The organism is Bradyrhizobium sp. BR 10261, assembly GCF_019455395.1.
Lineage (GTDB): Bacteria > Pseudomonadota > Alphaproteobacteria > Rhizobiales > Xanthobacteraceae > Bradyrhizobium > Bradyrhizobium manausense.
Window position 1 is genome coordinate 37,784 of sequence record NZ_JACOFQ010000004.1, and the last position, 25,107, is coordinate 62,890.

17 protein-coding genes are annotated in these 25,107 nt (G+C 61.3%); 5 read left to right on the forward strand and 12 right to left on the reverse strand.

Features of this window, described 5'->3' with window-relative positions; all coding sequences use genetic code 11:
- Positions 1 to 3: 3 nt before the first annotated feature.
- From HYH07_RS05605 to HYH07_RS05615, 3 genes are all read right to left on the reverse strand, one after another.
- Positions 4 to 1,353 carry an HlyD family type I secretion periplasmic adaptor subunit gene (locus HYH07_RS05605; protein ID WP_220001549.1) on the reverse strand — a complete coding sequence of 450 codons (1,350 nt, stop codon included), beginning with the start codon at positions 1,351 to 1,353 and terminating at the stop codon, positions 4 to 6.
- Positions 1,343 to 3,592 carry a peptidase domain-containing ABC transporter gene (locus tag HYH07_RS05610; RefSeq protein WP_220001550.1) on the reverse strand — a complete coding sequence of 750 codons (2,250 nt, stop codon included), beginning with the start codon at positions 3,590 to 3,592 and terminating at the stop codon, positions 1,343 to 1,345. Before HYH07_RS05610 ends, HYH07_RS05605 begins: the two co-directional genes overlap by 11 nt.
- A gap of 289 nt (positions 3,593 to 3,881) precedes the next feature.
- The gene (locus tag HYH07_RS05615; RefSeq protein ID WP_220001551.1) at positions 3,882 to 4,793 is read right to left on the reverse strand and encodes a hypothetical protein; all 912 of its coding nucleotides are present in this window, start codon (positions 4,791 to 4,793) and stop codon (positions 3,882 to 3,884) included.
- A 94-nt stretch (positions 4,794 to 4,887) separates the two neighbouring features.
- Here HYH07_RS05615 and HYH07_RS05620 point away from each other — a divergent pair, with 94 nt between their 5' ends.
- From HYH07_RS05620 to HYH07_RS05635, 4 genes are all read left to right on the forward strand, one after another.
- Positions 4,888 to 6,222, forward strand: coding sequence for a glycosyltransferase (locus tag HYH07_RS05620; RefSeq protein ID WP_228749262.1), 1,335 nt, complete (start codon positions 4,888 to 4,890; stop codon positions 6,220 to 6,222).
- A gap of 5 nt (positions 6,223 to 6,227) precedes the next feature.
- Positions 6,228 to 8,783, forward strand: coding sequence for a glycosyltransferase (locus HYH07_RS05625; protein WP_220001552.1), 2,556 nt, complete (start codon positions 6,228 to 6,230; stop codon positions 8,781 to 8,783).
- Positions 8,762 to 11,158 carry a glycosyltransferase family 2 protein gene (locus tag HYH07_RS05630; protein WP_220001553.1) on the forward strand — a complete coding sequence of 799 codons (2,397 nt, stop codon included), beginning with the start codon at positions 8,762 to 8,764 and terminating at the stop codon, positions 11,156 to 11,158. The genes HYH07_RS05625 and HYH07_RS05630 overlap by 22 nt, the downstream gene beginning before the upstream one ends.
- 159 nt (positions 11,159 to 11,317) lie before the next feature.
- The gene (locus HYH07_RS05635) at positions 11,318 to 11,926 is read left to right on the forward strand and encodes a class I SAM-dependent methyltransferase (RefSeq protein ID WP_220001554.1); all 609 of its coding nucleotides are present in this window, start codon (positions 11,318 to 11,320) and stop codon (positions 11,924 to 11,926) included.
- 150 nt (positions 11,927 to 12,076) lie between these two features.
- Here the strand turns inward: HYH07_RS05635 and HYH07_RS05640 are convergent, their stop codons facing one another.
- Together HYH07_RS05640 and HYH07_RS05645 are read right to left on the reverse strand one after the other, a co-directional pair.
- Positions 12,077 to 13,606 carry a calcium-binding protein gene (locus HYH07_RS05640; protein WP_220001555.1) on the reverse strand — a complete coding sequence of 510 codons (1,530 nt, stop codon included), beginning with the start codon at positions 13,604 to 13,606 and terminating at the stop codon, positions 12,077 to 12,079.
- Positions 13,607 to 13,987: 381 nt separating this feature from the next.
- Positions 13,988 to 15,406 carry an exopolysaccharide biosynthesis polyprenyl glycosylphosphotransferase gene (locus HYH07_RS05645; RefSeq protein WP_220001556.1) on the reverse strand — a complete coding sequence of 473 codons (1,419 nt, stop codon included), beginning with the start codon at positions 15,404 to 15,406 and terminating at the stop codon, positions 13,988 to 13,990.
- A gap of 289 nt (positions 15,407 to 15,695) precedes the next feature.
- On the opposite strand from HYH07_RS05645, the gene HYH07_RS05650 reads away from it, so the two are divergent.
- Complete coding sequence (locus tag HYH07_RS05650; RefSeq protein ID WP_220001557.1) at positions 15,696 to 16,352, forward strand: ParA family protein; 657 nt, start codon at positions 15,696 to 15,698, stop codon at positions 16,350 to 16,352.
- A gap of 216 nt (positions 16,353 to 16,568) precedes the next feature.
- Here the strand turns inward: HYH07_RS05650 and HYH07_RS05655 are convergent, their stop codons facing one another.
- The 7 genes from HYH07_RS05655 to HYH07_RS05685 form a co-directional block, all read right to left on the reverse strand.
- Entirely contained in the window at positions 16,569 to 16,889 is a 321-nt protein-coding gene (locus HYH07_RS05655; RefSeq protein ID WP_220001558.1) for a hypothetical protein, read from the reverse strand.
- A gap of 922 nt (positions 16,890 to 17,811) precedes the next feature.
- On the reverse strand, positions 17,812 to 18,861 hold the full coding sequence (locus HYH07_RS05660) for an ABC transporter substrate-binding protein (RefSeq protein WP_312016644.1): 1,050 nt from the start codon (positions 18,859 to 18,861) through the stop codon (positions 17,812 to 17,814).
- Between the two features lie 322 nt (positions 18,862 to 19,183).
- The gene (locus HYH07_RS05665) at positions 19,184 to 19,591 is read right to left on the reverse strand and encodes a hypothetical protein (protein ID WP_220001559.1); all 408 of its coding nucleotides are present in this window, start codon (positions 19,589 to 19,591) and stop codon (positions 19,184 to 19,186) included.
- Positions 19,582 to 20,301, reverse strand: a complete 720-nt coding sequence (locus HYH07_RS05670; RefSeq protein ID WP_220001560.1) for a hypothetical protein — start codon at positions 20,299 to 20,301, stop codon at positions 19,582 to 19,584. Before HYH07_RS05670 ends, HYH07_RS05665 begins: the two co-directional genes overlap by 10 nt.
- Before the next feature lie 37 nt (positions 20,302 to 20,338).
- Positions 20,339 to 22,579: a polysaccharide biosynthesis tyrosine autokinase gene (locus tag HYH07_RS05675; protein WP_220001561.1), complete on the reverse strand. Its 2,241-nt coding sequence runs from the start codon at positions 22,577 to 22,579 to the stop codon at positions 20,339 to 20,341.
- A gap of 283 nt (positions 22,580 to 22,862) precedes the next feature.
- Positions 22,863 to 23,456, reverse strand: a complete 594-nt coding sequence (locus tag HYH07_RS05680) for a hypothetical protein (protein WP_228749263.1) — start codon at positions 23,454 to 23,456, stop codon at positions 22,863 to 22,865.
- A gap of 86 nt (positions 23,457 to 23,542) precedes the next feature.
- Positions 23,543 to 25,069: an O-antigen ligase gene (locus tag HYH07_RS05685; protein WP_220001562.1), complete on the reverse strand. Its 1,527-nt coding sequence runs from the start codon at positions 25,067 to 25,069 to the stop codon at positions 23,543 to 23,545.
- Between the last annotated feature and the right edge of the window lie 38 nt (positions 25,070 to 25,107).

A 25,107-nucleotide genomic window follows, 5' to 3' on the forward strand; every position in this document is an offset into this window, starting at 1 on the left:
CCCTCATTGCGCCTCGCGCATGGCCTGGCCGAGGCCCTTGAGCATGTCGCCGATCAGATAGGCCGCGACCGAGCGGGTTCCGACATGGACGTCGCCGGTCAGCGTCATGCCCGGGATCAGGCGGAAGCTCGCCGGAACGTCGACGAAATTGGTGCTGTCGACGGAGCAGCGCGCCTTGTAATAGGCCTCGCTCGGCTGGCCGTTGTCATCGACCGTGAAGGCGCCCTCGCTGACCCAGCGGATCTTGCCTTCGGCGGTGCCGTGCTCGGCATAATTGAACGCGTCGATCTTCAGGGTGCAGCGGTCGCCGGGGCGGAGGAAGCCGATGTCGCGCGAGGCGATCTTGATCTCGGCGTCGAGCCGCGTCGTCAGCGGCATCAGCGTGATGAAGGGATCGCCCGGCTTCAGCACCGAGCCGACCGAGAGCTTGGCCAACGTCAGCACCACCGAGGGCTCCTCGGCGGTCAGCCGCACCAGGTCCTGGTGCCGTACCGCCTTGTCGTAGGAGGCGCGCGCGGTGTCGAGCGCGTTCTGGGTGGTGACGAGATCTTGGCTGAGCTGCGCGTTCCACTGCTGGGTGAAGGCCCTTCGGTCGGCCTTGAGCGATTCCAGCTGGTGCTGCGCCTCGATCAGGCTGTTGTGGGTGTTGTCGATCTGCCGCAGCACCTCCAGGCGGTTATCCTGGGAGATATAGAGGTTCAGCTTCGATCCGCTGCCGGTCTCGGCGAGGCTGGAGCGCATGTCCTCGATCTTGCCGGCGATCTCGGCACGCTGGCTGAAGCGCTCGTCCTCCTTGTTCAGCTTGGCGATGGTGGCTTCGGTCTGGCTGATCTTGGAATCAAAGCTGGCGATCTGCGCGGCATATTGCGCCTTGCGCTGCTCATAGAGCGCCTTCTGCAGGGTCGCGTAGTTCCTGAACTCGGAATCGGGACGGTCGGGGAAGACCAGCGGCGCGTTGCCGAGCTCGGCCTTGTCGCGCAGCACCTGGGCCTCGAGGCTCGCGACCTGCTGCTTGTACTGGGTGACGTCCGCCGAGGTGAAGGTGGAATCCAGCGTCGCCAGCAGCTGGCCGGCCTTGACCTGCTCGCCCTCGCGCACGTCGATGGTCTTGATGATCGAGGGATCCAGCGCCTGGAGCACGTTGATGGAATCGATCGGCACGATCTTGCCGCCGACGCTGGAGACGACGCGGTCGAGCCGCGTCAGGAACATGATGGCGACCAGCGAGGCGAGGAAGGCGACCAGAACCCACAGCGTCGCGCGGGCGACGATCGGCTCCGGCGCCTCGCGGATGGCGTCGGTTTCGGACTGGAACTGACGGACGGTCGTCAGCGCGGGGGCGTTACGAGACAAGGGTCGGCCCTCCCAGATTGGCGCGCGGGCGGCGTGACGGCATGGCGTGGCTGTTCTGCTGGTGCCACAGGCCGCCGTAGATGTCGTTGCGGGCCAGCAGCTCCTCGTGGCGGCCGACATCGTCGACCACGCCGCGGTTGAGCACCAGGATCGCATCGCAATCGACCAGCGAGGACAGCCGGTGCGAGATGACGATCATGGTGCGGCCATGCGCGATGCGCGAGATGTTGGCGTTCACGATCGCCTCGCTCTCCGCATCCAGCGCGCTGGTCGCCTCGTCCAGGATCAGGATCGGCGGATCGACGATCAGCGCGCGGGCGATCGCGAGCCGCTGGCGCTGGCCGCCCGACAGGTTCGGCGAGCCCTCGTAGATGTAGGTCTCATAGCCCCGCGGCAGCTTGTCGATGAACTCTTCGGCGCCGGCGAGGCGGGCGGCGCGCACCACCTCGTCGAAGGTCGCGTCCGGCTTTGCCGCGGCGATATTGTCCCGGATCGTGCCCGTGAACAGGAAGTTCTCCTGCAGCACCACGCCGATGTTGCGACGCAGATGATCGACGTCGTATTCGCGCACGTCGATGCCGTCGATCTTGATCAGCCCGCCGTAATCCGAATGCAGCCGCTGCAACAGCCGCGTGATCGTGGTCTTGCCCGAGCCGCTCTTGCCCATCACCCCGAGCGTCGTGCCCTTGGGGATCTCGAATGAGATGTTGTTCAGCGCCGGCGACACCGCGCCCTTGTACTTGAACGTGACACCGGAGAACTCGACGTGGCCCTGCAGCGGGTTGCGCACACCGTGGCCGGAACGCCCCTCCTCAGGCGGCTGGTTGACCAGATTGCCGACCACCGTGACCGCCGTGCGCGCTTCGTCGAGCTGATTGACCAGCTGCGCCATCTGCATCAGCGGCGCCGCGACGCGCTGCGACAGCATCAGGAAGGCAAACAGCGCGCCGATATAGACGGGGTCGTTGGTCGAGATCGCGAGGTAGACGCCGACGGCATAGGGCGCGCAGACCGCAAGCCGTTCCAGCGGCTTCACGACCGCCTGGATCGCGACCCCGGCCATGCCCTCCGCCAGCCGCGCCTTGGCGACGCGAGCGACGTGGACGTCCCACATGTGCTTCTGCCGCGCATCCAGCGCCAGCGACTTCACCGTGCGGATGCCGTTGAGATTCTGCACCATGAAAGCGCCTTGCGCACCCTCCGCGGCCATTACCGCACCGGACTTCTTGCGGTAGGCCGGCAGCATCAGCAGCAGCCAGCCCAGGATCAGGCCAGTGACGCCGAGCACGAGGAACGTCAGCAGCGGGCTGAAGAAGAACATCACGGGCAGGAAGAAGATCAGCGTGGTCGAATCCAGGATCGTGCCGAACAGCTGCCCGACCAGGAACGTCCGCACCCGGAAAATTTCGCGCATGTCGCGCGCGATCAGACCGACCTGATTGCGCTCGAAATAATCGATGGGAAGGTTGAGCACCTTGTCGAACACATAGGTCGACAGCTTCACATCCAGCCGCGCCGTCAGGTTATGAACCAGATACTGCCGCAGGAAGAAGAACACCGCCTCGAAAGCGATGATCACCGCCATCGCGAGGCACAACACGTAGAACGTGTTGAACGCCTTGTAATAGATGACCTTATCCGACAACAGCCGCCAGAACATGATCGGCGCCAGGGCCAGGAGGCCGAGAACGAGCGCGGCCACCGCAACGTCCCGGACGATCCGACGCTCGCGAAAGATCAGCGCCGTGATGAAGCCGAAGCTGAAGGGCTGCGTCTCGTCCGAAATCTCGTAATCGCGCTTGACGAGGATGACCTCGCCCGTCCACACGTCCGCCATGCGGATGGGGTCGATGACGAGCAGCGCGTCCTCTCCGACATTCGGATCTCGAAGCACGACCCGAGGGTTGTTTTGGTCGCCTTCGAGGCGAAGCAGCACCATCTTGCTGCCGTCCTTGAGGCAAACGATCGCGGGCAGCGCTTTCTTGAGTTGGCTGAGCCCGTCCCAGTCCAGACGCACGACCTTGGCACGCATGCCGGAATTGCGGGCGCACTTGACGATCTCCGCAGCTGTGACCTCGCCGCCGCCAAGAACGTTGTCGTGGGTGAGCTGGGATGCGGTGAGGTGAAGCCCGTGCTGCCGCGCCACGATGACCAGCGCCGCGAGCCCGGTGGGCTCGACATTCTCAACCGTGGCTAGAGAGACATCCGCTGCGTCGGCGGATGAAGCATCAACAGTCATGCAAACCTCTGCTTGTGCAATCCGCGAAGATCAACGCCCCGGGATCCGTCCACCCCGCTCAGCACATTCATTGTGCACGTGCGAAGCAGCTATTGAACCTTAACCTTTTGCGTGTCGAAAACCAAATCCTTCCGCTCCGCGAGCGAGCAATTTCAGGATAACTCGAAACATGATAAACAGCTGAATTAAGAGGCAATTTTCTCGTCTAGAGCCCTCGGGCGAGCCCATTCATAGGCAAAACGAGACCCACGGCAAGCTATGCTGCAGCGCAAGAAATTTCCTTGGAGTTTTAACCCTTTGCTCCAGCCCTGCTCCGGAATACCCGGACGCGCCCGCTGCCACTCCGGACCGGACTTTTCGAGACCGTCTCGGTCGTGCCTGCGGAGGCGGCAACTTGACTGCTCGACGCGGACACCGATCGCGCGGCCGGAGACTGCGCTGCCCTGGTCGAAGCAATCTGCAGCCGCAGGCCCACGAGCGGCTCCCGGCCGGTTGGCCCCGAAACCACAACCCGCTGCCCCGTGACCTTCATCTGCGGTGAGCCCAGGAAGATAGCGTCAGCCGTGATCTCGTAATGCTGGGCCGCAGAACCAAACACTTCGAACGTCGCCCCGACCAGTGGCAGCGCCCGCCCCCGGGTTCCTGAATATCCTCCGAGTTCAACAAAATTGGTGGCCTTCGGCTCACCCGGTCCGCCCACGCGCACCGAATGGCGCACTCCGAAATTCTGGGGACGCTCCGCCCAGTCAATGCCGAGGCCCTCGATGCGGGTTGGCGCCATCGGTCCCCCAAGCCATTCCCCGAGCCCCACCAACGTATCGCCACGCCCAGCCAAATGACCGAGCAGACGGAGGCCGGCAAAATCCAGCGGCGCCTCGTCCAGAGCCGCAAGGCCGAGTGGATCCGTCGACAGCTGAGCTGATTGGATTCGCGCGCCAAGCGAACCGCCCGCGGACCGGGCGCCAAGCTCAACTTGAAGGCGAGCGGGCGCCCATAACCGAACGACGACGCTGGCGCCCGGCGACCAGAGCACCGGCTCCTCAACCTCGGGAGGCAAAAGGAATTCAACCGAGCCGGAGCTTTGCGGATCCACCGACAGACTGACCTTGGGCGGTTGCGCCGCGTCCTCCGCCGAATCATAGCGGATCAAAAACAAGCCCTTCTGCAGATCGAGCGTCTTCTGCAGCGATGTCGATTTCATTGAGATATGCCCCCAGAAATTCAGTCACATCATAGCGAAGGCGCAGCGTTTAAGGCAATATACCGACCAGACGTTGTCGAATTTTAGCGTTAAATTGTTTCAGCTCTGCACGGCGGCGATTCCAGTGCTAGGACTAGAGATCGGCCGCCGTCGCGAAGGACCCATGCAGAAAATTCTCTTTGTTCATAATAATTTTCCTGCGCAGTTTCTACCGCTGTGTAAAGCGCTATCCGGTCGCGACGACATTCAGATGGCGGCGATCGGGTCGCCGACCGCACGCACCCTGCCCGGTGTTTCCTTGAAGAAGTACATGATCCCCGATGGGGAACTGGCAGCGGCGCATCCGTTTGCACGACGCTTTGAGGCGGAGTGCCGCCGCGCCGAGCAGGTGCTCTATTCGGCCTCCAACCTGAAGCAGCAGGGATTCGTTCCGGACCTCGTCATTGCCCATCCCGGCTGGGGCGAAATGCTCCCCCTGCGGCCACTATTTCCGGAGGCGCGGATCAACGCCTATTGCGAATTCTACTACCGGCCGAATGGGCAGGACGTTGGTTTCGATCCCGAGTTCCCCGACATGGGCGTCGACGGTCATATCCGCATTCACCTGAAGAACGCCGCAACGCTGCTGGCGCTTGACGATGCGGACGTCGGCCTCTCGCCGACCCTCTGGCAGCGCTCCACCTACCCAGACGTCTTCCAGAGCAAGATCGAAGTGATCCACGAAGGCGTGGATACCGAGGCGATCCGCCCACGCGATGACGCAGTGCTGACGCTGCGCTCGGGCAAGGTGCTGACGAAGGCGGATGAAGTCGTCACCTTCGCAACGCGCAGCCACGAGCCGTTGCGCGGCTTCCATTGCTTCTTACGAGCCCTGCCGGCGATCATGAAGGCTCGGCCGAAGGCCCAGATCTTGATCGTTGGTGGCTCGGGCACGCCTTACGGCCTGTCGCCGCCGGACGGCCATAGCTGGCGCTCCTATTTCTTCCGCGAGATCGAAGGCAAGGTCGATCACAGCCGCATTCATTTCACCGACGACCTGAGCCGCGAGGACTTTCTCAAGGCGTTCCAAATCTCGAGCGCCCACGTCTATTTCACCTACCCCTTCGTTCTCTCCTGGTCGCTGCTGGAAGCGATGAGCGCCGGATGCCTGGTGATCGGCTCGGACACAACACCGCTGCGCGAGATCATCGACGGCAGCAACGGCATCCTCGTGCCTTTCTTCGATATCGCGCAGCTGTCCGAGCGCGTCATCGAAGCCCTGGCCAATCCGCGCCGTTTCGCGGGAATGCGGCGTGCCGCACGGGAGACCGTGGTCAGCCGTTACGACCTCGATAGGGTTTGTCTGCCGCGCCTTATCGACTTTTACAGGATCGCAGCCCCTGGCCGCACCGTACGGGCGAAAAGGGCCGCGGCGAGCCGCAAGCGCTAGAGCCGATGGGCGCCGTGCTCGAACGAGTTGCAGCTCTCCTCGATCCGGAGCAACATCCCGCTGCTCTGGAGCGGGCCGCCATTGCAAGCCTTCACCGCGGTGAACTCGAGGAAGCCTTTCATCTCGCCGACCGGCGCTGTCGAATCCTTCCCACTGCCCAGGCGCGCCACTACACGCTGCGCGCCGAGATTGCCCATCGATGCGGCTTTCCGGCCGCTGCACTCAAGGACATCAGCAAGGCGCTCGAGCTCGCCCCGGACGACCTCGCCGCCAATCGGCGCTTGATGCAATGGGGCGGCGTTGAAGATCGCACCGCTGCTGCGCGCCGTCTGATCGAGCTTGACCGCGACATGGCCCTGCTCGGCGAAGCGGTGACGCATCTGCAAGGACAGGGCGAGACTGCGCTCGGTGCGATTCATCGTGTCGGCGACGGCCTCACCGGCTGGGCGGTTTGGCAGGGCCGCGGGCAGATGAACCTGCGGATCGAGACTGATGCGGGAACGGTCAGCCATTCCATCAAGAGCGATCCGCAGCATGCCCTCGCCGCAAAGGCCGAGCATGCCGCAAGTTTCAGCGTTGTGTTTCCGCCGTCGACGACACGTCGCGTCGTGAGTCTGAAGCTTGGCCGGCGCGCCCTCGCACAAAGTGTGTTTCCCGCGCCGCTTGCCACCGGTCGGGCAACGCATGGAGCGATGGACAAAGGAAATCTCATCAGCCGGACGAGGAGCCCATCCGCCGACATCACCATCATCGTTCCCATCTACGATGATTTCGAAGCGACCCGCCGTTGTCTTGAATGCCTGATGCAGTCCGTCCACGACCACGATCGGACCATGGTCGTGTTGGTCGACGATGCAACGCCGGACGAGCGCATCGCGACGTTGCTAGATTCCCTCGCAACCGCACCCAGCGTGCACTTGATCCGCAACGCCCACAATCTCGGCTTCATCGGTGCCGTCAATCGTGCGCTGCGTGCCACGCCTTGCGGTGACGTGATCCTGCTCAATGCCGACACGATTGTGCCCAAGGGGTTTGCCCTGCGCCTAAGCGAAGCGGCCCACGCAGCTGCCGACATCGGCACGGTGACGCCGCTGTCGAACAATGGTGAAGCGACCAGCCTGCCACTCGCTTTCACCGCCAATCCATTGCCTTCTATCGAGGAGGTTGCGCGTCTCGATGCGATCGCTGCCCGCGTCAATGCCGGGCGCGTTGTCGACATGCCGGATGGCATCGGCTTTTGCCTGTATATCACCCGTCAATGTCTGGATGCCGTCGGGGGATTATCCGACCATTACCATCGCGGCTATCTCGAGGACGTCGATCTTTGTTTGCGCGCACGCCAGCACGGCTTTCGCAACGTTTGCGCCACTTCGGTCTATGTCGGACATGCCGGCTCGGCGTCCTTCAAGGCCGAAAAACGCGCGCTGGTCGTGCTCAACCTCGCGAGGCTGCGCCTGCGCTTCCCCGACTATCGCAGCGAGAGCGCGACCTTCAAAGCACTCGATCCGCTGAAGTCAAGCCGCGGCGCCATCGAACGCGAACTCATCGCCGGCCAGCCGAAGACGATCGTGTTGTCCGGCCCGGGCGCCGCAGCGGATGTGGCAGAACACTTCGCAGGCCATGCCGTCGAACCAGCGCTCCTCGCGCTGTCAAACAAAAACGGCACGACGCTCGCGTTGCGCGATCCCGGCGGCGACTTTCCGCAATCACTCGATTTCAAGCTTCCGGCCGATCAATCGGCACTCACCGAGACCCTGGCCGCGATTGGTCCCTCGCGCATTGTATTGGCCGATCCCGCGAACATACCGGCAGCATTTGTTCGGAATCTGATCGACGGCCGTGCGGCGTTCGATCTCTTGGTGACGGATGGCGGATTGCTTTGCGGTCGCGGCGGTCTTGATGAGAAGGGCCGCCTCTGTCCGACGCTGCTGGGTGCCGAGACCTGCAATTGCAGCGGCAAGACGATCGAGAGCTGGCTCGATCTGCTGACGCGCGAGAGCCGCCTTCTCGCGCCCGATATGGCCGCCGAGGCCTTCTTGCGTCGCCATCTCCCCTCAAATCTCGTCCACCGGGTACGGCTCGTCGGCCGTTCAGACAACTGCAGCCCTACCCGGCCGAAAGCTGTCGCCTCGCGAGGGACGGCGCTCGGCCTGCTTCCCATTGGGCACGGCACCGGAGACTTCGGCTTCTTGCGCGGCATTGTGCGTAGCGTGCGGCAGGGTCGCCCGGACGCGACAATTGTCATCTTGGGCGAAACGTTGGATGACCTGGCACTGATGGCGCTCGGCGGTGTGACGGTCACCGGGCGCATCTCGGTCGACGAGTTGCGTGATGTCGCGGCACTTCATCGATTGGGCAGGCTCTTGATTGCCCGACGCGGCCCACTGTTTGGTCACCCGATAATCGAAGCGGTGTGGAGCGACGTCGCCGTCCCGCTGGCCTTCTTCGACTGGTCGTTCGGCAATATCGGCGCGCACGAGGCCGACTTACCGCTGGCTCCCGCGAGTGACGCGGCCGCCACGGCAAGAGAACTGTTGGATTGGATGGCAAGACAATGGTGAAAATGCGCCGTTCCGCCCGGGTCAGTGCCGCCGCGTCGTCCCCATCTCCCGGGGAACTGCACCACGAATTTGCACGCGACGAGGAGACCGGATTCTGGGGCTTCGTCTATGATCCGGAGGACCTGACCCGCCGATTCGTGGTCGAACTCCTGCTCGATGGGCTGCCGGTCCGACTGGCTCGCGCGGAATGTTACGTTGCCGAGCTCGCTGCGAAGGGCATCGGCGATGCCTGCTACGGCTTCTCGTTCGCTCTGACGCCGGAACTCGTCAGCGACAGCCGGCTTGCCGAAGTTCGCCTCGCCAACGATCTCGGCCCGATCGGCGCTTCAATTCGCCTCAATGCAGCCGCGGAGGTGATGACAGACCGCCGTAGCCTTGGAGCGGCCGAATGGATGGGCGGCTTGCGGTTTCGCGGATGGGTACGTTGCCAGCCAACGGAATCACCGATGGTGCGCGCTGTCGTCGACGGCGAGCCGATCGCCGAAGCGCGCGCCAGCGGCTTCAGCCATGTTGGCGGGATCGACAATGCCGATCTGGTCAAAGCCTTCGACCTTCATCTTCCGGCGGATTACGCGGATGGGCGGGTGCGCCGCGTGCACTTCATCACGGAGGATGAATGGCAATTGACGGTCGCTCCTGTGGCGTTCGTAGCCTTTCCCGATGCGGTCGAACGGTTCTTCGCAAGCTTCAGTGACACGGAGTCTGATCGCCTGCGTGGCCAGATGCTCGACCGGCTGTTGCCGGCATCTGCTCCCTTTGCGAGCTATGAAAACTGGCGCAAGCGCTGGGATGAATCGCCTTCTCCGATTGTGACCATCGATCGTCCGACGGCCGTGGCGCTGATCGCAGGCGGCAATGAAGAGATCTCGCTGGAAAGCCTCGACCAGCAACAGCACGACAACTGGGTCGCGGCCGCTCTTCCGGCGCTGGATGGACCGGGCAGCTTTGATCCAGACGAACTGCGCGACTTCCTCGCTCACGACGGAAGCGACGCAGAGATCGTGGTGTTCGCCCCTGCCGGCACCGTGTTCGACCAGCTTGCGCTGAACGGGCTCGCACAGGGGCTCGCGACGATCCCGCAGGCTCGAACAGCCTATTGCGATTTGGAGATCTCTGGCGAGGATGCTCGTCCATGGCCGCTGGCTCTCCCCGCCTTCGACTATGAACGGATGCTCGAGCAGGGGTATTGCGCGCAACTCTTTGCCATGGACCGCGCAACGGTACTGGCCGCGCTCGCGGCAAGGCCGACGAATCTGTATCGTCTTTTCAACAGCCAATTCGACAACGGCCTGCCGCGTCACGGGCAAATTGTCCATGTTCCGGTCGCGCTAGGGCGCATGCCACCGCTAGATGTGGTCGCGCACAGCCATCTGCTGGCCAAGGCCAGCCTCACTCATCTTGCCGCGCGCGGCATCGCGGCAGAAACGAAGGCTCAGCGCGGCGCGCTATTGCCGGCAGCCGGCGTGACCCGGAAATCCAGGCCACGCACGCTCACCGTCATCATCCCGGTCCGTAACCGCAGGGACTTGCTCGCAGCCTGCCTTTCCAGTATCGCGCCGGTATTGACCAAAGCGCGAGCGCGCGTTCTGGTCGTCGACAACGACTCGAGTGATGCCGACATGGTCGACTATCTCGAGATACTGAAACGCAGCGGAACGGATGTGCTCGCTGTCCCGGGTGCCTTCAACTTCGCGCGGCTGAACAATCTCGCGGTGGCGGCGTGCGACAGCGACGACGTGCTGTTGCTGAACAACGATATCAGGGCGATGGACACCGTCTGGCTAGCTGAGATGCAGGGCCGACTGGCAGAGCCCGACGTGGGCGCCGTCGGCGCGCTGCTGCTGTGGCCAAGCGGCATGATCCAGCACGCCGGTGTAACGCTGGGTGCGAGTTTTGCCGCACAACATATCGGCAACGACCGGCTCGCCAGCGATCCTGGTTATGGCGACATGCTGAGAGTTGCGCGTGAATGCGGGTCGGTCACAGCGGCTTGTCTGTTGACCCGGCGCAGCGACTATCTCGACGCGGGCGGGCTCGATGAGATGCGCTTTCCCGTCAACTTCAATGACGTTGACTACTGCTTGACCTTGCGCAGCCGAGGCAAGCGCGTCGTATGGACGCCAGCTGCACGACTTTACCATCATGAATCGGCGAGTCGCGGGCGCGATCAGATCGGCGATAAGGCCGCGCGCTTCGAACGCGAACTGCGCAATCTCCGTAACAAATGGGGCGAACATCTCCTCGAGGACCCCTATTACAACCCCAACCTCTCGCTGGACGCGGTGCCGTTTTCGGCGCTGGCCTGGCCGCCGCGAGGCCGGGACCCTCGCATCAACCGTGCTCCTTCGGCTGTTGAACTCCCCCCCGGGTTCTGAACGATGCCGTTGAAATTCACCGCGATTTTTTCTAGCCGCAACAGGGGTTTGCGGCCGCGCCGAGGGTTCGGCGTCAGGATTCCAGGATAGGAAGGAACCGCACGTGTTTGAAACTAAGCGAGCGGCTGCAGAAGTCATTCATTTCGTAGGTTTGATGCAATGGTAAAGAAGGTCCTCAACGCTGGCAGCGGCCCGGTCAATCCCGAGCGGCTGCAACGGAGCTTCCGCAACGGCGGCTGGCAGGAAGTGCGGATGGATGTCGATCCGCGAGTCGCTCCCGACATCGTCGGCTCGCTCGAGGATCTCAGTCAGGTCGCCGACAAGAGCTTTGATGCGGTCTACTGTTCGCATAGCCTTGAACACCTTCATCCGCACGACGTCCGCTCTGCGCTGCGCGGCATCGTCCGCGTGCTCAAGCCTGACGGCTTCGCCCTGATCACCTCGCCGGATCTGGAGCCGATCGCCGCCCTGGTTGCCCAGGGGCGCGGCGAGGAAGTCGCTTACGAATCCCCGCTCGGTCCCATCACAGCCCTCGACATGATTTACGGGCACGCCGCATCGATCGAGAGGGGCAACTATTTCATGGCCCACAATACCGGCTTTACCGAAGAGCGGATGGCACGACTGCTGTTGGAAGCGCGCTTCGACGAAGTGCTGTTGATCAAGGGCAACTGCTACGACTTCTATGCATTGGCCTTGATGCCACAGGCCGACAAAGCTCAAATCCTCGGCGAGTTGCGCAACGGCGGGCTCGACTTCACCGAGTAAGGCCTGCGGAAGATTTGCCAGGCGAACCAGGACCGAGTTTCGCCCAGCGCCCGTGATCGCCGGCGAGCCCGCACCGAGCGACCCATTGGCAAAAAAAACAAAACGCCCCCGAAACCGGGGGCGCTTCTGACTACGCTCGTCGCTACCGAATTACGGCTTGTAGTCGGTATCAGTGAAGAGGATGTCCTGCACATTCGTGAAGGTCATCGTGGTGCCGCCAGATGTAACAGTGGTGACGCCTGCGACCGTATTGATCGTGACGCTGCCGCTGCTGATGCCATCCATGAAGGCCACGTTGCTGCCCGAGCCGCCATCGATCGTGCTGTTCGTGAGCGACGTAACCTCGAACTGATCGTTGCCCGAGCCGCCAGCGATCGAAGCCGTTCCCGAACCGGTGATGAAGAGGTTGTTGCCCGTGGACGCAGAGGCATCGATCGTATCGTTGCCAGAACCGGCCCAAAGTGTGTTTGCACCGCCGCCGGTGACGGTCGCAATCGCCACCGAAGCGCCGTCCAAGTTGGCCTGGTTACCCGAGCCGCTGATGTTGACGATATCAATGCCGGAGCCGCCGAACAGCGTGTCGTTGCCATTGAGCGTAAACGTATCGGTACCCGAGCTGGCACCAGCATAGATCAAGGTGGCGCCAGAGCCGGCCACCAGCGTATCGTTGCCGCTACCACCCGCATACATAGTATCGTTGCCGCTGCCACCGGTCATCGACACATTGCCGGAGCCCGAGGCGTAGAACGTGTCGTTGCCGCCACCACCGGTCATCGTCGTGTTGCCACCGGCCGACGAGGTCAGCAGCTCGCTGCCCGTACCGCCGGTCAGGGTGTCGTTGCCGGCGCCAGCAGTCAGGGTGCTATTGCCAGAGCCGCCAACCAGCAAATCGTTGCCCGTGCCAGCCGATTGCAGGGTATCGTTGCCACCGCCCGAGATCAGGGTGTTGCTGCCCGACCCGAGCGAAACGATCAGGTCGTTGCCTGTGCCGCCGATCATCGAGTCATTGCCGGCACCGCCCCACAAGGTATCGCCGCCGTTGCCCGCAATCAGGGTTTGGCTGCCGCTACCGGCATGGAGCTCGTTGTGGCCATTCCCGGTAGCCTCGAGCGTATCGTTACCCGAACCACCATAGAACGTGTCGTTGCCACCGCCTCCGATGAAATGGTTGCTGCCGCCGTTGCCGTCGTAGAACACATCATCGCCAGAGCCCCCGTAAATGGAGCTGTTGCCAGTTCCGGCGATCAAGAAGTTGTTGCCCTCGCCGCCATGGATCGTGTCGTTGCCGGCGCCTGCGGTAATCGTATCGTTGCCTGAGCTGCCCCACACCACATCGTTGCCGCTGTCGAGCAACGTGACCGTCGCGGGACCACCGTCGGCAATCACAATGCCAACATCCTGCGTCCCGCGGACCGCAAGGCTTCCGCCGGGCTCGACCACGATCAGCGCATCATTGGCGTCCGTCGTCAGGCCAGCCGGCGAGTCCCCCTCGATGAGGACATTCGCCGTCGGATCGACGGGTTGATAGCCGTTCAGCCCCTGAACTCGAATTGTATCGCTTGCGGTGGGGAAAAATCCCTTCGAAATCAGATAATTGTCAATTTCGGTAAGCGTCGCGGAATCAACATGAGGCCCAATGAGCGCGTTAAACTGAGTTTCGGTATAGTCATAAGTAGACATGTTACTGCCCCTTCCGACCGGGGGTTGCAACAACCCTCGGTTCATTTCCACAAAGTCGCCTCTCGTCCTCGCCGGCGCCTCCTGGTCAAAACGAAGGCGGATCACGAGCTATGCTTAATTATTGGTTAGATAGCTGGCTGGAGGTATTGGAGTCAATTGTTATAATTGTGCATTGCAATTTAAAAAATTTCTATTTGTTTTCAGCTGGTTACGTAAAGGTTCGGCCATGTCATGCTGCCCCAGTGGGCGACTCGCCCGATTTGCGGGCATGCCTTTGCGCCGGATGGCGAACACGGAGATTTACGGAACTTTCACTCCTCGGCGATGCAGCAAACGCATCCCTTGGTTGAATTCCTTAGAATTACCAACAACTAGCCACATTCAATAGGCGGGGGATCTGAGCAGGACGACGCAGGTCTTGAGCAGAATTTTGACGTCGAGCCACAGGCTCCAATTGTCGATGTACCAGAGGTCGTGATCGACTCGCGCCTTCATCTGCGAGAGCGTGGTCTCGCCGCGAAACCCGTTGACCTGCGCCCACCCGGTCAGGCCAGGCTTGACGTGATGCCGATAGGCGTAATTGGCGATGAGCTGTCCGTAATAATCCGTATGCGCCGCCGCATGGGGCCGCGGTCCCACCAACGACATCTCGCCGCGCAGAATGTTGATCAACTGCGGCAGCTCGTCGATGCTGGTCCGTCGCAGCCAGCGCCCCACGGGGGTCAGGCGATCGTCATTGCGCGAGACCTGCTTCACCACCCGGCCGTCATCCATCGTGGTGAGGGTACGAAACTTGAATATCCTGAACGGCACGCCGCTAAAGCCGGTGCGGGCCTGCGTGAACAACACAGGACCTCTTGAACCGAGCTTGACCAGCAGCGCAGACGCCAGCATCAGCGGCGAAGCTGCAAGGAGCAGTACGGCGGAGACCGCGATGTCGAGGGCGCGCTTCGCAAGGCGCTCCTCGAGGCTCAGCGGAGCGCGCTGGATCTCGGTGGCCCAAACCCCTCCGACCGACAATTCATGCTGACCAAGAAAGCGCGAAACTTTGGGATCCGGAAATAGGCGCACCGGCAGCGGCACCGCACGCAGGATTTCCGCCAAACGGTCGATCTGATCGGGCCTGCCCCAATCCATCAGGAGAAAAAAGCTGTCGATCCGATGCTCCGGGCGCGCGACATCGATCAGTTCGCGGGCAAATCCGTCGAAATCGTCTGACGCCGGGATGATCCGAAACTGCGCAACCTCGTAATCGTGACAGGCGAGATCCTGCAGATGGACGCGCGCCTCTTCGACGGCTCGATCGCTGACGACCACCACCTGCCGCGGCGCTATCACACGCAGGGCGCGAGCATGGCGCAACTGGGCGCCGAGCAAGGCGCGCCAGCCGACCAGCGCAATCCAGCCGGTCAGAAAGAACGCGATGGTCGCGCCACGGGACAGGTTCGGACCGACCTTCAGCAGAAACGCCAGCGTGACGAGCATAAGGAACACTGCAATCCACGCCATCGTAACCGCCCGGCACTGATAGGCTGGCTGCATCAGCCGCCTGACGGAATAATTGCCGCGGTAGGCCAGAAGGATCGAAAGATAGAAAGCTACGGCGCAGGCCAGACCGATGAAGGTCGTGAGGTCCCCGACCTCCTGCAGCATCGTGCGATGATAGCCGACCGCCGAAGCCAGACTCGCACCGACCAGCAGGCAAAGATCGACGAAAAATACTGCAGGACCAACCAAATAGTCGGGAATGCCAAGTCGCCGGGCCGAGACCGTGGCCCCACGCCGGGCTTCGCGGGACATCCGAAAGTCGGTAATGTCAGCCACAAGAATGACTCACCTGTAACCAGATTAAGAAAAAATTAAGGACACGTTATAGTGGCAGCTTCAGGGTTTGGCGAGTCGTTTGCTGGAATGCGGCATCGCGCACGACGCCGGAGTCGCGCCTACAACGTCTGAACAGGCAAGAATGCAACACTCAGTCGGCAAAACTCCCGCACAATTTGCCGGGACTTGAATGAGAAAATCATTCGTTAGATTGATGAGAAACGATCGGCGGAAAGAGCGCTCTGCTCGGATAGAGAAAAGCCATATGCGCTCGGTTATTTCAGTCGTCCAACGCAAAGGTGGGGCGGGCAAAACGACCATTGCCATAAGCTTGGCGGGCGATTTGCATCGGCGCGGCATTTTTGTGGATGTCATCGATGCCGATCCACAGCGATCTGCCGCCGAATGGGCCGCGCCTGGACGGCTTCCCTTTCGGGTCTCCGAGGTGCCGCTGCGTTATGGTGAGGCCGCCCGCTGGGCCAAGCTGATCGGCTCATCGCCGGGGAGCGTCACGATCATCGACACGCCGCCGCACGAATACGCGGTTGGCGCTGCGGTCGCGGTCGCCGACATTGTCGTTCTGCCCTGTACACCATCGGGTCTCGACCTGAGTGCCACGGAGGAAACGATTTCGGCCATCGCCTTCGCGCGCAGCAAACGCCACGTCGACGTCCCCACCTTTCTCGTTCCCAATCGGGTCGATCCCCGAACGTTGGAAGGCCAGCAAATCGTCGAGGCGCTCGGCGAACTGGGAGAGACGGTCTGCGGCCCAATAGCTTCGCGATTAGCGTACGTTCGCGCTTTCTCGGCGGGCATGCTGCCCCGAGGTTACGCGATCTCGACGGAGCTTGCCGGACTGAGCGAGCCCGTGCTTGAGGCAATCCTGCAAACGGTGGACGCTTCCCATCTGCCGACAACCTGATTATGGCGCCAGGAAAAAATATACAGCCTGACTGACCGCGATAATCTCCCTGGTGTAACCGGGGATAAATCAAAATACTGTTTTCGGATACTTGGAGCGAGGCCGTTTTCCATCGTCGATCGATTGCAAGAACGCGCGCACGGAACAACGGCACACGCGAACCGCAGCGCAAGCCTCTCGCCGCTTGATCGTATTTGCTCGTTCGAGCGGCGCTAACTATTGGAGATATTTCGACCTGGGCAAACTCGTGCCTTGATTGCCTTCGACCTGCGCCGCCTGATCGCGGGCTCGCGCGGCTTGGGCCTGATCTCGAACATGCTTGATGTAGGGTCCCAAGAGCTTTCGCGCCTCGGCAATGCCGGCGCGGGCGTCGTTGACGTCGATGCCTCTTGGCAAGGGTGTCGCGGTTAGCTGCCTGTCCATCGCCTCGATCAACTTGGCGCAGTCGTCGCGATGCTCTCCCGCAACCAGTTCTGCAGCGAGCAGCCGGATGAGGTTCAGCAATGCCAGGGTGGTCACATTTGGCAAATCGCTCAATGCCGGGCCTTTCGTTTTGTCGCCTGCCCCATCCCAAGTCGCCAGCGTAGTATGATTCCTATTGTGGGCAGTTTGTGGTCTGCGTCCCCTTGCCGATCACACGAAAATTATATACCGATATAATCAAATTAAATCATAAATGACATTAAAGCAAGGCTGGATTATATAGCCGCGCATATCGCAGGCGGCCAGAATTGCTCGCAGATGATTTCCGATTTGAGATCGAGGTCCAGACTTTCCCGCAGCAAAATGGGCGGTGCTGGCGAGGCCGTTGGCGGAGACCGACAAACGTTCGGCCCCGATCCAGGCAGCTACAAAGCAACGGAGAGTCACTTCACCCGTTAGGGGCGGTGCCGCCACGGATGATGCGTCAGCGCAGCGCCCACGGGAACGATGCAGCCTCTTGAATCAGGCGGCCCCAATTGGGGGCCGGCTGACGCTCAGTATGCGCGGCGGAGGACAGGGCCTACAGGCGCACAAACGTGATCCCAGTACCAACCATACGGTGTCTCGACGCGGACCCTCGGACAGCGGCGGGATGGCACGTAGCGATAGGGATAAGGCTGTGCCCAGAAGGTCGCCGGTATTGCCGGGCCGTCACCGGTCAGCAGAGCTGTGCTCGCAGGCATCTGCATAGCAGCGCTTGCGCCGCTGGCCACACCAAACGATGCAGCCAAGCTCAGAAGACCCACCCGCGCGAACGTCCGCAACATTCGTAAAGCTCCCTTGCCCCAGCCGAATTCGCCGATAGCCCGTTTGATTGTCAAAGCGGACGAACCCAGCAGCCACCGAGCTCCGTGACCCATCCACCCGGCTCACATAGCCAAAGCAGATTATCAACCCGTCGGGTCATTAGGCAACCGGGGCACTAGACGAAATCGTCCCCTGAGGCGAAATGGCCCGGAACTGTGGCATGTTCGACCTAGTTCTCGCCCCTCACGCCCCCCGATTTGGCAAGCGAGCGACGATAGACGTCCTGCAACAGCTGATAATTGACCAATTGGGCAAGGGGCACCACCTCTTCACCGAGCTTGGCAAAGATCAGAATGTCACGAAGAGTTCTCCAGCGGCTTTGGTCATAGTCAGCGATCCGCCCACCTGTCGGCAGAATCAGGTCCCGCTGTTGCTGCAGCTCAAATCTGACGCGGTCTGGGTTCAGCCTTTCCGGGTCGAATCCGACAAGAACAGGCACGCTCCGTGCATAGTCCGTATAGACGAAATGCCAACCTCGGATCAGACTCTGGAGCACGTCCTTGATCAGCGATGGCTGGTCATGAATCAGATCATTGCTGACGAAATAGACCAGCCCCGGAACGTGAATCCCGTAATCCTGCGGCTTGATGACATTTAGCCGGACGTCGCCGCCCGTAAGGGACGGACTTGGCTGATCATCGATCGGAGCGATGATGGCTTCCACCTCGTGGGCTCGAAGCGCGTCGAAGGTGTCGCGATCGACCACCTTGGCAATCTGGCTCCGCGGCAGGCCGAGTTGCGCCATCATGGCATCAAAGATGACCTCGCCCTCGGAGGCTCGGCGGTAGCCGACGCGCTTGCCGACCAGATCGGCCGGCCGGCGCAATCCGGAGCTCTCCAGCGTAAAGATTGCCATCGACGTATCAAGGAAGCTTGCTGCGAATGCGGTAACCGGAACGCCGCGCCAAGCGGCCAAGAGGAACTTATGGCCGCTCGTCACGCCGACCGCGTGTTGACGCGCAACTGCCGCGACAAAATCCGGATCGTTCGGATCGGCCCGCACCGTGACGTTCGGAGGGAAGTATTCTCGCTTGTGGGCGGTCATTTCTCCGGCGAACCGCGCCCCGAATGGGCCATCCAGCAGCAGGTTAAGGTGCGTGGCCCCTTCCATGCGTTTCGTCACCGGCAACGGCTCCCGTGTGAGCGCCAGGATCACCACGCCAACCACAGCCGCCACGGCCAGAATAAGCAGCGTGAATCGCTGGTGTCCGCGGCTCACAGTTCCTCGCGATCGTGTCCGACCCATCCGGCGATTCCTGCAGTGCGCACTTTTCTTGCTGAGCAAAGCAATGACAAAAATCACCCGTTTCTCTGATCGTTGCGCCGTCGTTTGGTTCGGGTGCCGATTCCTGGTTTCATTGTAGTCCCGCCCTTCCGCGCAAAAGCATTCTCGTCAGCCTGTAACGCAACGACGACGTGATCACCGCTGACGAGGCGAACTGCCTTCGATCCGCCGAAGCAGCGCCGCGGTCAGACGGCGGAATGCATTGATCATCGCCAGGAAGTGTTCGAAGCAAGAGAGGGAATTCCCTTGCAGGAAACTACTTCTGCAAAACGACGTATTTGAAGTTCTTTATTCCGCTGATCGTTCCAAGAATGGTGTCGACTCGCTTGTACGGGGCCACATCAAACGCGTTGCACTTGTCCGAGTTCAAATAGCAGACTTTGACGTTTATCGATCGCGGGCAGCTATTCTTTACGCTGACGACGTGATCGACCAAGGCCGGATTGATGACGTGGACTCGAGCCGCAGCTTCAACGTCGAGGCAAGGTCGTCCCAATGCGTCGCGAACCACCGACTGGTAAGACTGTTCTGCCGGTCCCTGCATCGTAACGCGAGATCGGCTCTGGCCCGTCGCTTGCGCATGCGCGCCCAATACAGGTAGAAAAACGGAATAGATGGCGACCGCACAGATGGACCAGGAAGAAATTTTGACTATCACCGCCACAGTCTCTCGTCCGTCTCAACGCCGGGAACCCTGACCTTCAAGCCATCGCCGACCAATCTTTTTGCCAGCGCCTTGCGCTGAATGACATTCACCTGCTCCAAGCTCGCGAGGAGGCGGTCCCGATGGAGCCAGCCCCCCGTCTTCAAATTCAAGGCCGCATCGTCAATGAAATCGCCGTCAACCATGCCGGCGAATTCCGACGTAACCTTTGCCTGTACCGGTTCGCTAAGCTCCGGAAAAATCGCGAGCGCTAACTTGTTGCGGCGGAGCGCAATCCAAGCTTCCCGCGGCGCCAGTGCGTAGGATCGGTCGAGATAGCTCACGTTGTTGCGGTCGAAGCCGTTCCGGGTGGTCTCGACCGAATAGAGCATCAGCCAAAGAAAGGAGTCAGTCGGATCTAGTGAAAGAGAGGACCTGACACTCTTCAAAGTCAAAACCACCTCGCGATCAGCGTCCTCCGAACTTGCCCGCTCGATGGCCTCTTCCGCAAGTCGAAGCCGTATCAGCGCTTCCGCGCGCGCAAGTTCATGCGGCACAAAAAACGGAGCGGGCTGCTGCTCCATCGGTGCGAGCACCCTGCTCAGCCCACCGGGTTTAAAGCGATCATCCAGCAGAATTCGCGTGGAAAGCTCGCGGGCGGGCATCACCCGCCAGAACGACGGCAGCGCGGCCAACGACCAGATCACGCCAACCATGCCAAGCAGCAGCATCGGCGCGCGTCTCCACGCTTGCCGCGCGATCCGGCGGCTATTCCACATATCCATAGCGGGCGTAGTACTTCTGGTAATAGTAGCGACCGTGGTAGGACTCGTAGCGCGCCAGTAGCTTGGTATCTGCCTTGTTCAGAACCACCCCGAGCAGCTTATCCTGAATCTCCGGCGCACCGCGCAAATTGTGTTTGACGACGTCCATCTTGGTCTTACCCCACTCGATTACGAAGACGTAGGAATCGACGAACGAGGAGGTGACGCGAACGTCCACCACCGGAGCCATCGGCGGCATGTCGAGCACGACGTAATCGTATTTCGAACGGAGCAGCGTCACGAGGTCGCGCATCGGCTGCGAGGCGAGGATCTCGTTGGTGTGCAGCAGTTTCGAAGTCTTGCCAGCGGGAAGCACCGAGAGCTTGGTTTCGGGATCGACTATGAGCGCGTCTTCCAACTGGACTTTCTGCGCGATGACATCGACCAAGCCGATCTCTGCGTGCGGCGCCAGCGCGCGCGACAGCGACGGATTGCGCAAATCGGCATCGACCAAGATGACGCGGGCGCCACTATGCGCCATCAGCTGCGCGAGATTGCTGGAGAGTGTACTCTTGCCCTCGCTCGGCAGGGTCGAGGTGACTGCCAGGACCTGGTTCTCCCGAACAATGGAATTAAGGTCCATCGCCACTTTCAACGAACGGACGGCCTCCGCAAAGCGAGACAGCGGTGTGTTGACGACGTAGCGCAGGAGATTGGGCCGCGGGTTGTCTGATCTCTTACCGAGAGAAGGCGCTGCAGCGTCGTCCAGCGTCGGCAGAATCGCGATGCAGTTCGTCCCGAGCACTTCTTCCACTTGCCCCGTGGTCCGGAACACCTTGTCGGTGAGCTCGCGCGCCATAGCGACGCCAAAACTCAGCATCAATCCGCCGAGCAAAGTTAAACTCAGTATGACCATGCTCTTGGGAGAACTCTTCACCAAAGGTGTTGTGGCCGCGCTGATCACCCTCGCCTCGGTAATCGGGAACGACTGCTGCTGCACGCTTTCCATGTAGCGTTGCAGGAAATTGTCATACATCGCCTGATAAGATTGCGCGGTGCTCTCAAGCTCGCGCAGCTGGATCTGCGCCTGATTGGTGAGCTGCGACTCCGAAACGACGCTGGCGAGACTGGTTTTGATGCTCTCTTCACGTGTGACGGCAATGTCGTAATCGCTCTTGTAGGATTCTTGGATCCGCCTCAACTCGTCGGTAATGTTCTTCTTGATCTCAGTCATCTGGCGGCGCAGGTTAACCGCGGCGAGGTGATCGGAGCCATATTTCGCCGCCCAGATCGCCTCCTTTGCGGCCATATCGACATATTGCCCACGCAGTTTGACGATGGTGTCGTTCTTGAGTGCGTCCGCAACAGAGGCGTCAGGGATTTCCTGCTTGACGATGTCATTCATGCGATCAAGCCTCGCCTTGGCTTCGGCAGTGGCGGCACGCGCAAGTATGAGCTGGCTGTTGACCTCCGCGAGTTGCTGTTCATTCATCAGCCGGCCGCCGGTGTCGACGATGTTGTTGACTTGCTTGAAATCCACTACAGCCTTTTGCGCCGTCGAGGCCTGAGTACGCAGCTCTTTGATACGGTCCTGCAGCCAGACGCTGGCCCGGCGCGTCGCCTGATATTTGGCCTCAAGCTGATCGACAATATAGGAATCCGCGATCGCATTGGCGATCCGTGCCGCTTTGGCCGGATCCCGCGAGGTGAAGCCGATCTCCATGACATAGGTGAGACCCAACCGCTTGACCGTCCGGCTGCGCTCGAAGTGCTGCAGCGCTTTCCGTGTCAGCTCGAATTCGGAGGAGGGATGGCCAGTCGAAAACATCCCGGCAATCGAGCCGATCATCGCACCAAGCAGGCCACCACCGCTGCCCGTGAACTCAGGGTCGTCGATCAGATGCAAATCACGGATAACGGCGAGACTGATATTTTCGGACTTCAGGATTTCGACCTGGGTTTCGACGGTTGCAGAGTCGATCGCGATATCGCCAAGCACCGATTGCTGCTGGAACAGCTGCACCTTGCGGGTGTCGATCACCATTGAGGCGGTCGAGGTGAATTGCGGCGCGGCGGTGAAGAGATAGAGCAACGCGAGGATGAGGCAGGCCGAAATGATGGCGATCATCGCCGGGAACTGGCGGCGCACGATGTCCAGATAGGAGGTGAGAGGCTGGGAGGCGGAGCTTTCGAACTCGCTCAACTCGCGGTTGACCTCCGATTTCCGCTTATTCACCTGCAGCATCGCAATTCCTGAAATCGTTCGGCCGTCGATCCATTATTGGTCTTGAGATCGCCCTCGCGCGCGGGGCCGGTACGCCCAAAAAAGATCTTACGCGGGTAGCAAGGAATAACATGGTCGACGTCGAACATGAAACTAAATTGACCCAGTACAAACGCGCCCGGCGCCATAGAACTCGCAAGAAGATTAACAATCAAAACGCGAAACGGCGCCATGACGGCGCCGCCTCGCAAATCCCTTTGCCGCTCGGCAACCCTGCGGCAACACAGATTAACGTCCCTATGTTTCAGCGCGGGCTGACGCTGCTCGTCGCACTCGTAACCGAACCGGTGGAGGTCGGAGCCGTGTTCTGGGTCCCGTTGTTGCCGAACGTCGTTGAACTGCTGTTGGCGCCGCCCGTCGCGCCACCGCCGCCCGTCGAACCGCCACCGCCCGTGCCACCAGTGGCAGCAATCGCAACATCGCCGATCGCGGCTTGATAAGCAGCGATAACATCTGCATTGCCGGTGCCGGCGATCGCGGTCTGGATTTCGTTGGCAAACGCCGCGTCGCTCTGTGCGGCCATGCGGGCAACCTGGGCAAGGCCGGCCACGATCGCGCGCATCTGGTCATTGTTGGTCGCCGGATCCTTCAACAGCGCAATCAGGCCCGGCAGCGTCGTGGGATCGGACGCGCCGAGGTCGCGCACGCGCGAGATCATCTGCGCGCCGCCGGTCGGATACTGCTGCAACAGGCTGTTGGGCGAGCTCTTGAAATCGGAAATGAGTTGCGCCGCCAGCTGACGCTGCGGCGGATAGACCGCAGCGCTCGCGGCCGCGGAAATGGTCGCGGCGAGCGCTGCGGCTGCAGCCAGACGCAGCGCAACCTTCAAAATGCTCATGATCAACCCCCAAAATATCAGTTGCCCCTGCTCGGGCAAATGGCTGTGCAGCACGGAACGTACTGTAAGTAGAAGGAGCTGTCCACTTATTCTAAAGACTTCGTAAACGGCGCAACTGCTTCAAATCTAGACACTTTTACGAAGCTCGGGGGGCGGCGCAAGGCCCGCTGCGTGCCCGTCCTGCGCCCATCGTCAGTCGGTCTGGCCGAGGCATCGTCAGGGCGCTGGGATGCCTCGGCCGTGCGAAAGGATTGGGCCAGCCCAGCGCCAAAAAGCGCAAAGAATGGAATACTATAGCCAGGGACCTGAAGCGTGAAATCGAGGCATGAATGCAGCAGCGACAGCGTGGCGGTCGCCGCCGCCGCGAGCGGGATGATGGCGTCGCGTCGCCGCACAAACGCGCCCTTCGCCAGAACCTTCAACATAATCCCCCAGGCCAATGCGACCAAAAGCGCCATCGGGATGCCGATCTCGGACGCAAGCTCCAGGGGTGTCGAATGAGCGGCATCCCAGACGCCGCGAATCGAGATGTGTGGGCTGCGGTAGGGCGGGAACGCCCATTGGAAGGTGCCCATGCCGGTGCCGAACCATTGGTTATCGGCGATGATCCGTAGCGTCGATTTCCACGCCTCCACCCGGCCCTCATCGACGAGGCCCTGGCTATCGAAGCGGCTGGAAACCTGTCCACCGAGCAGTTGTAGGAGGCCGAGAGCAATGACGACACCCGACCCGAGGGCGATCCAGATGCCGGTGCGTGGCGGCAGATCCTTCCTGAGGAAAACCGTTGTTGAAACGATCATAGCGAGCAGCGAAAGGCCGACGCCAGCACGCGAGGTCGTCATGAACATCGCCATGAGGCAGACAAGCAGAGCCACGAGTTGTGGCAGGATCTCGCGTGGGGGGATCTCGGTCAGGTCGCGCGTGAGCCGCCGCCAGCGGATGTGCCGCTCCGGAAGCCGGCGGCGGACATCTTCGAGGATCAACAGCATCCAGATCACCGCGCACGAGCCGAAATACGCCGCCGCCGTGTTGCGGTTGATGAAGGTGCCGGTCACGCTGCCGAGATAGGCGGTCTTGTCCCGCCACAGGATCAAGGTGGGCTCGATCAGGAACGACAGCACGCCATAGAGCGCGTAGAGCGCTCCCGAGATCGCGATCACCCAAAGCAGTCCTCGTGCGCGCTCGCGGTCGCTGCCGACGGTGATACCAAGGAGGATCGCCAAGATGTTGGCAAGCGGTGCGCCCAGCGCGAAGAACGCCTCGTTCTTGACGATAGAGGCTGACGGGGCGATCGGCACGCCCAAGAGATCCGACGCTTGTTTCCAGATCGGCTGGAACGGTGCAACCCAAGGGTGATCGGACAGTTGTTCGTGCAGGACGAACGCGTAAGCAACAACGATGACGCCGATGCCGGCAATCATCCACAGATGCGGTTTTCGCAGATCGCGCGTTGGCGCGAAGATCAATGCGATGCCGAGGCATAGGCACCAGAACGCAATCGACAGATCATTGGTTGAGCCAAACGGAAACGGCGCGAAAGCTGCGACGAAGTACAGGATGAAGGCCGCAGGCAAGCTCCACGACCAGTGGATATGGGGAAGCCGGAGGCGCATCGGTCTTTCTTGGGCTGCTCTTTGCTTTGGTGCTATTT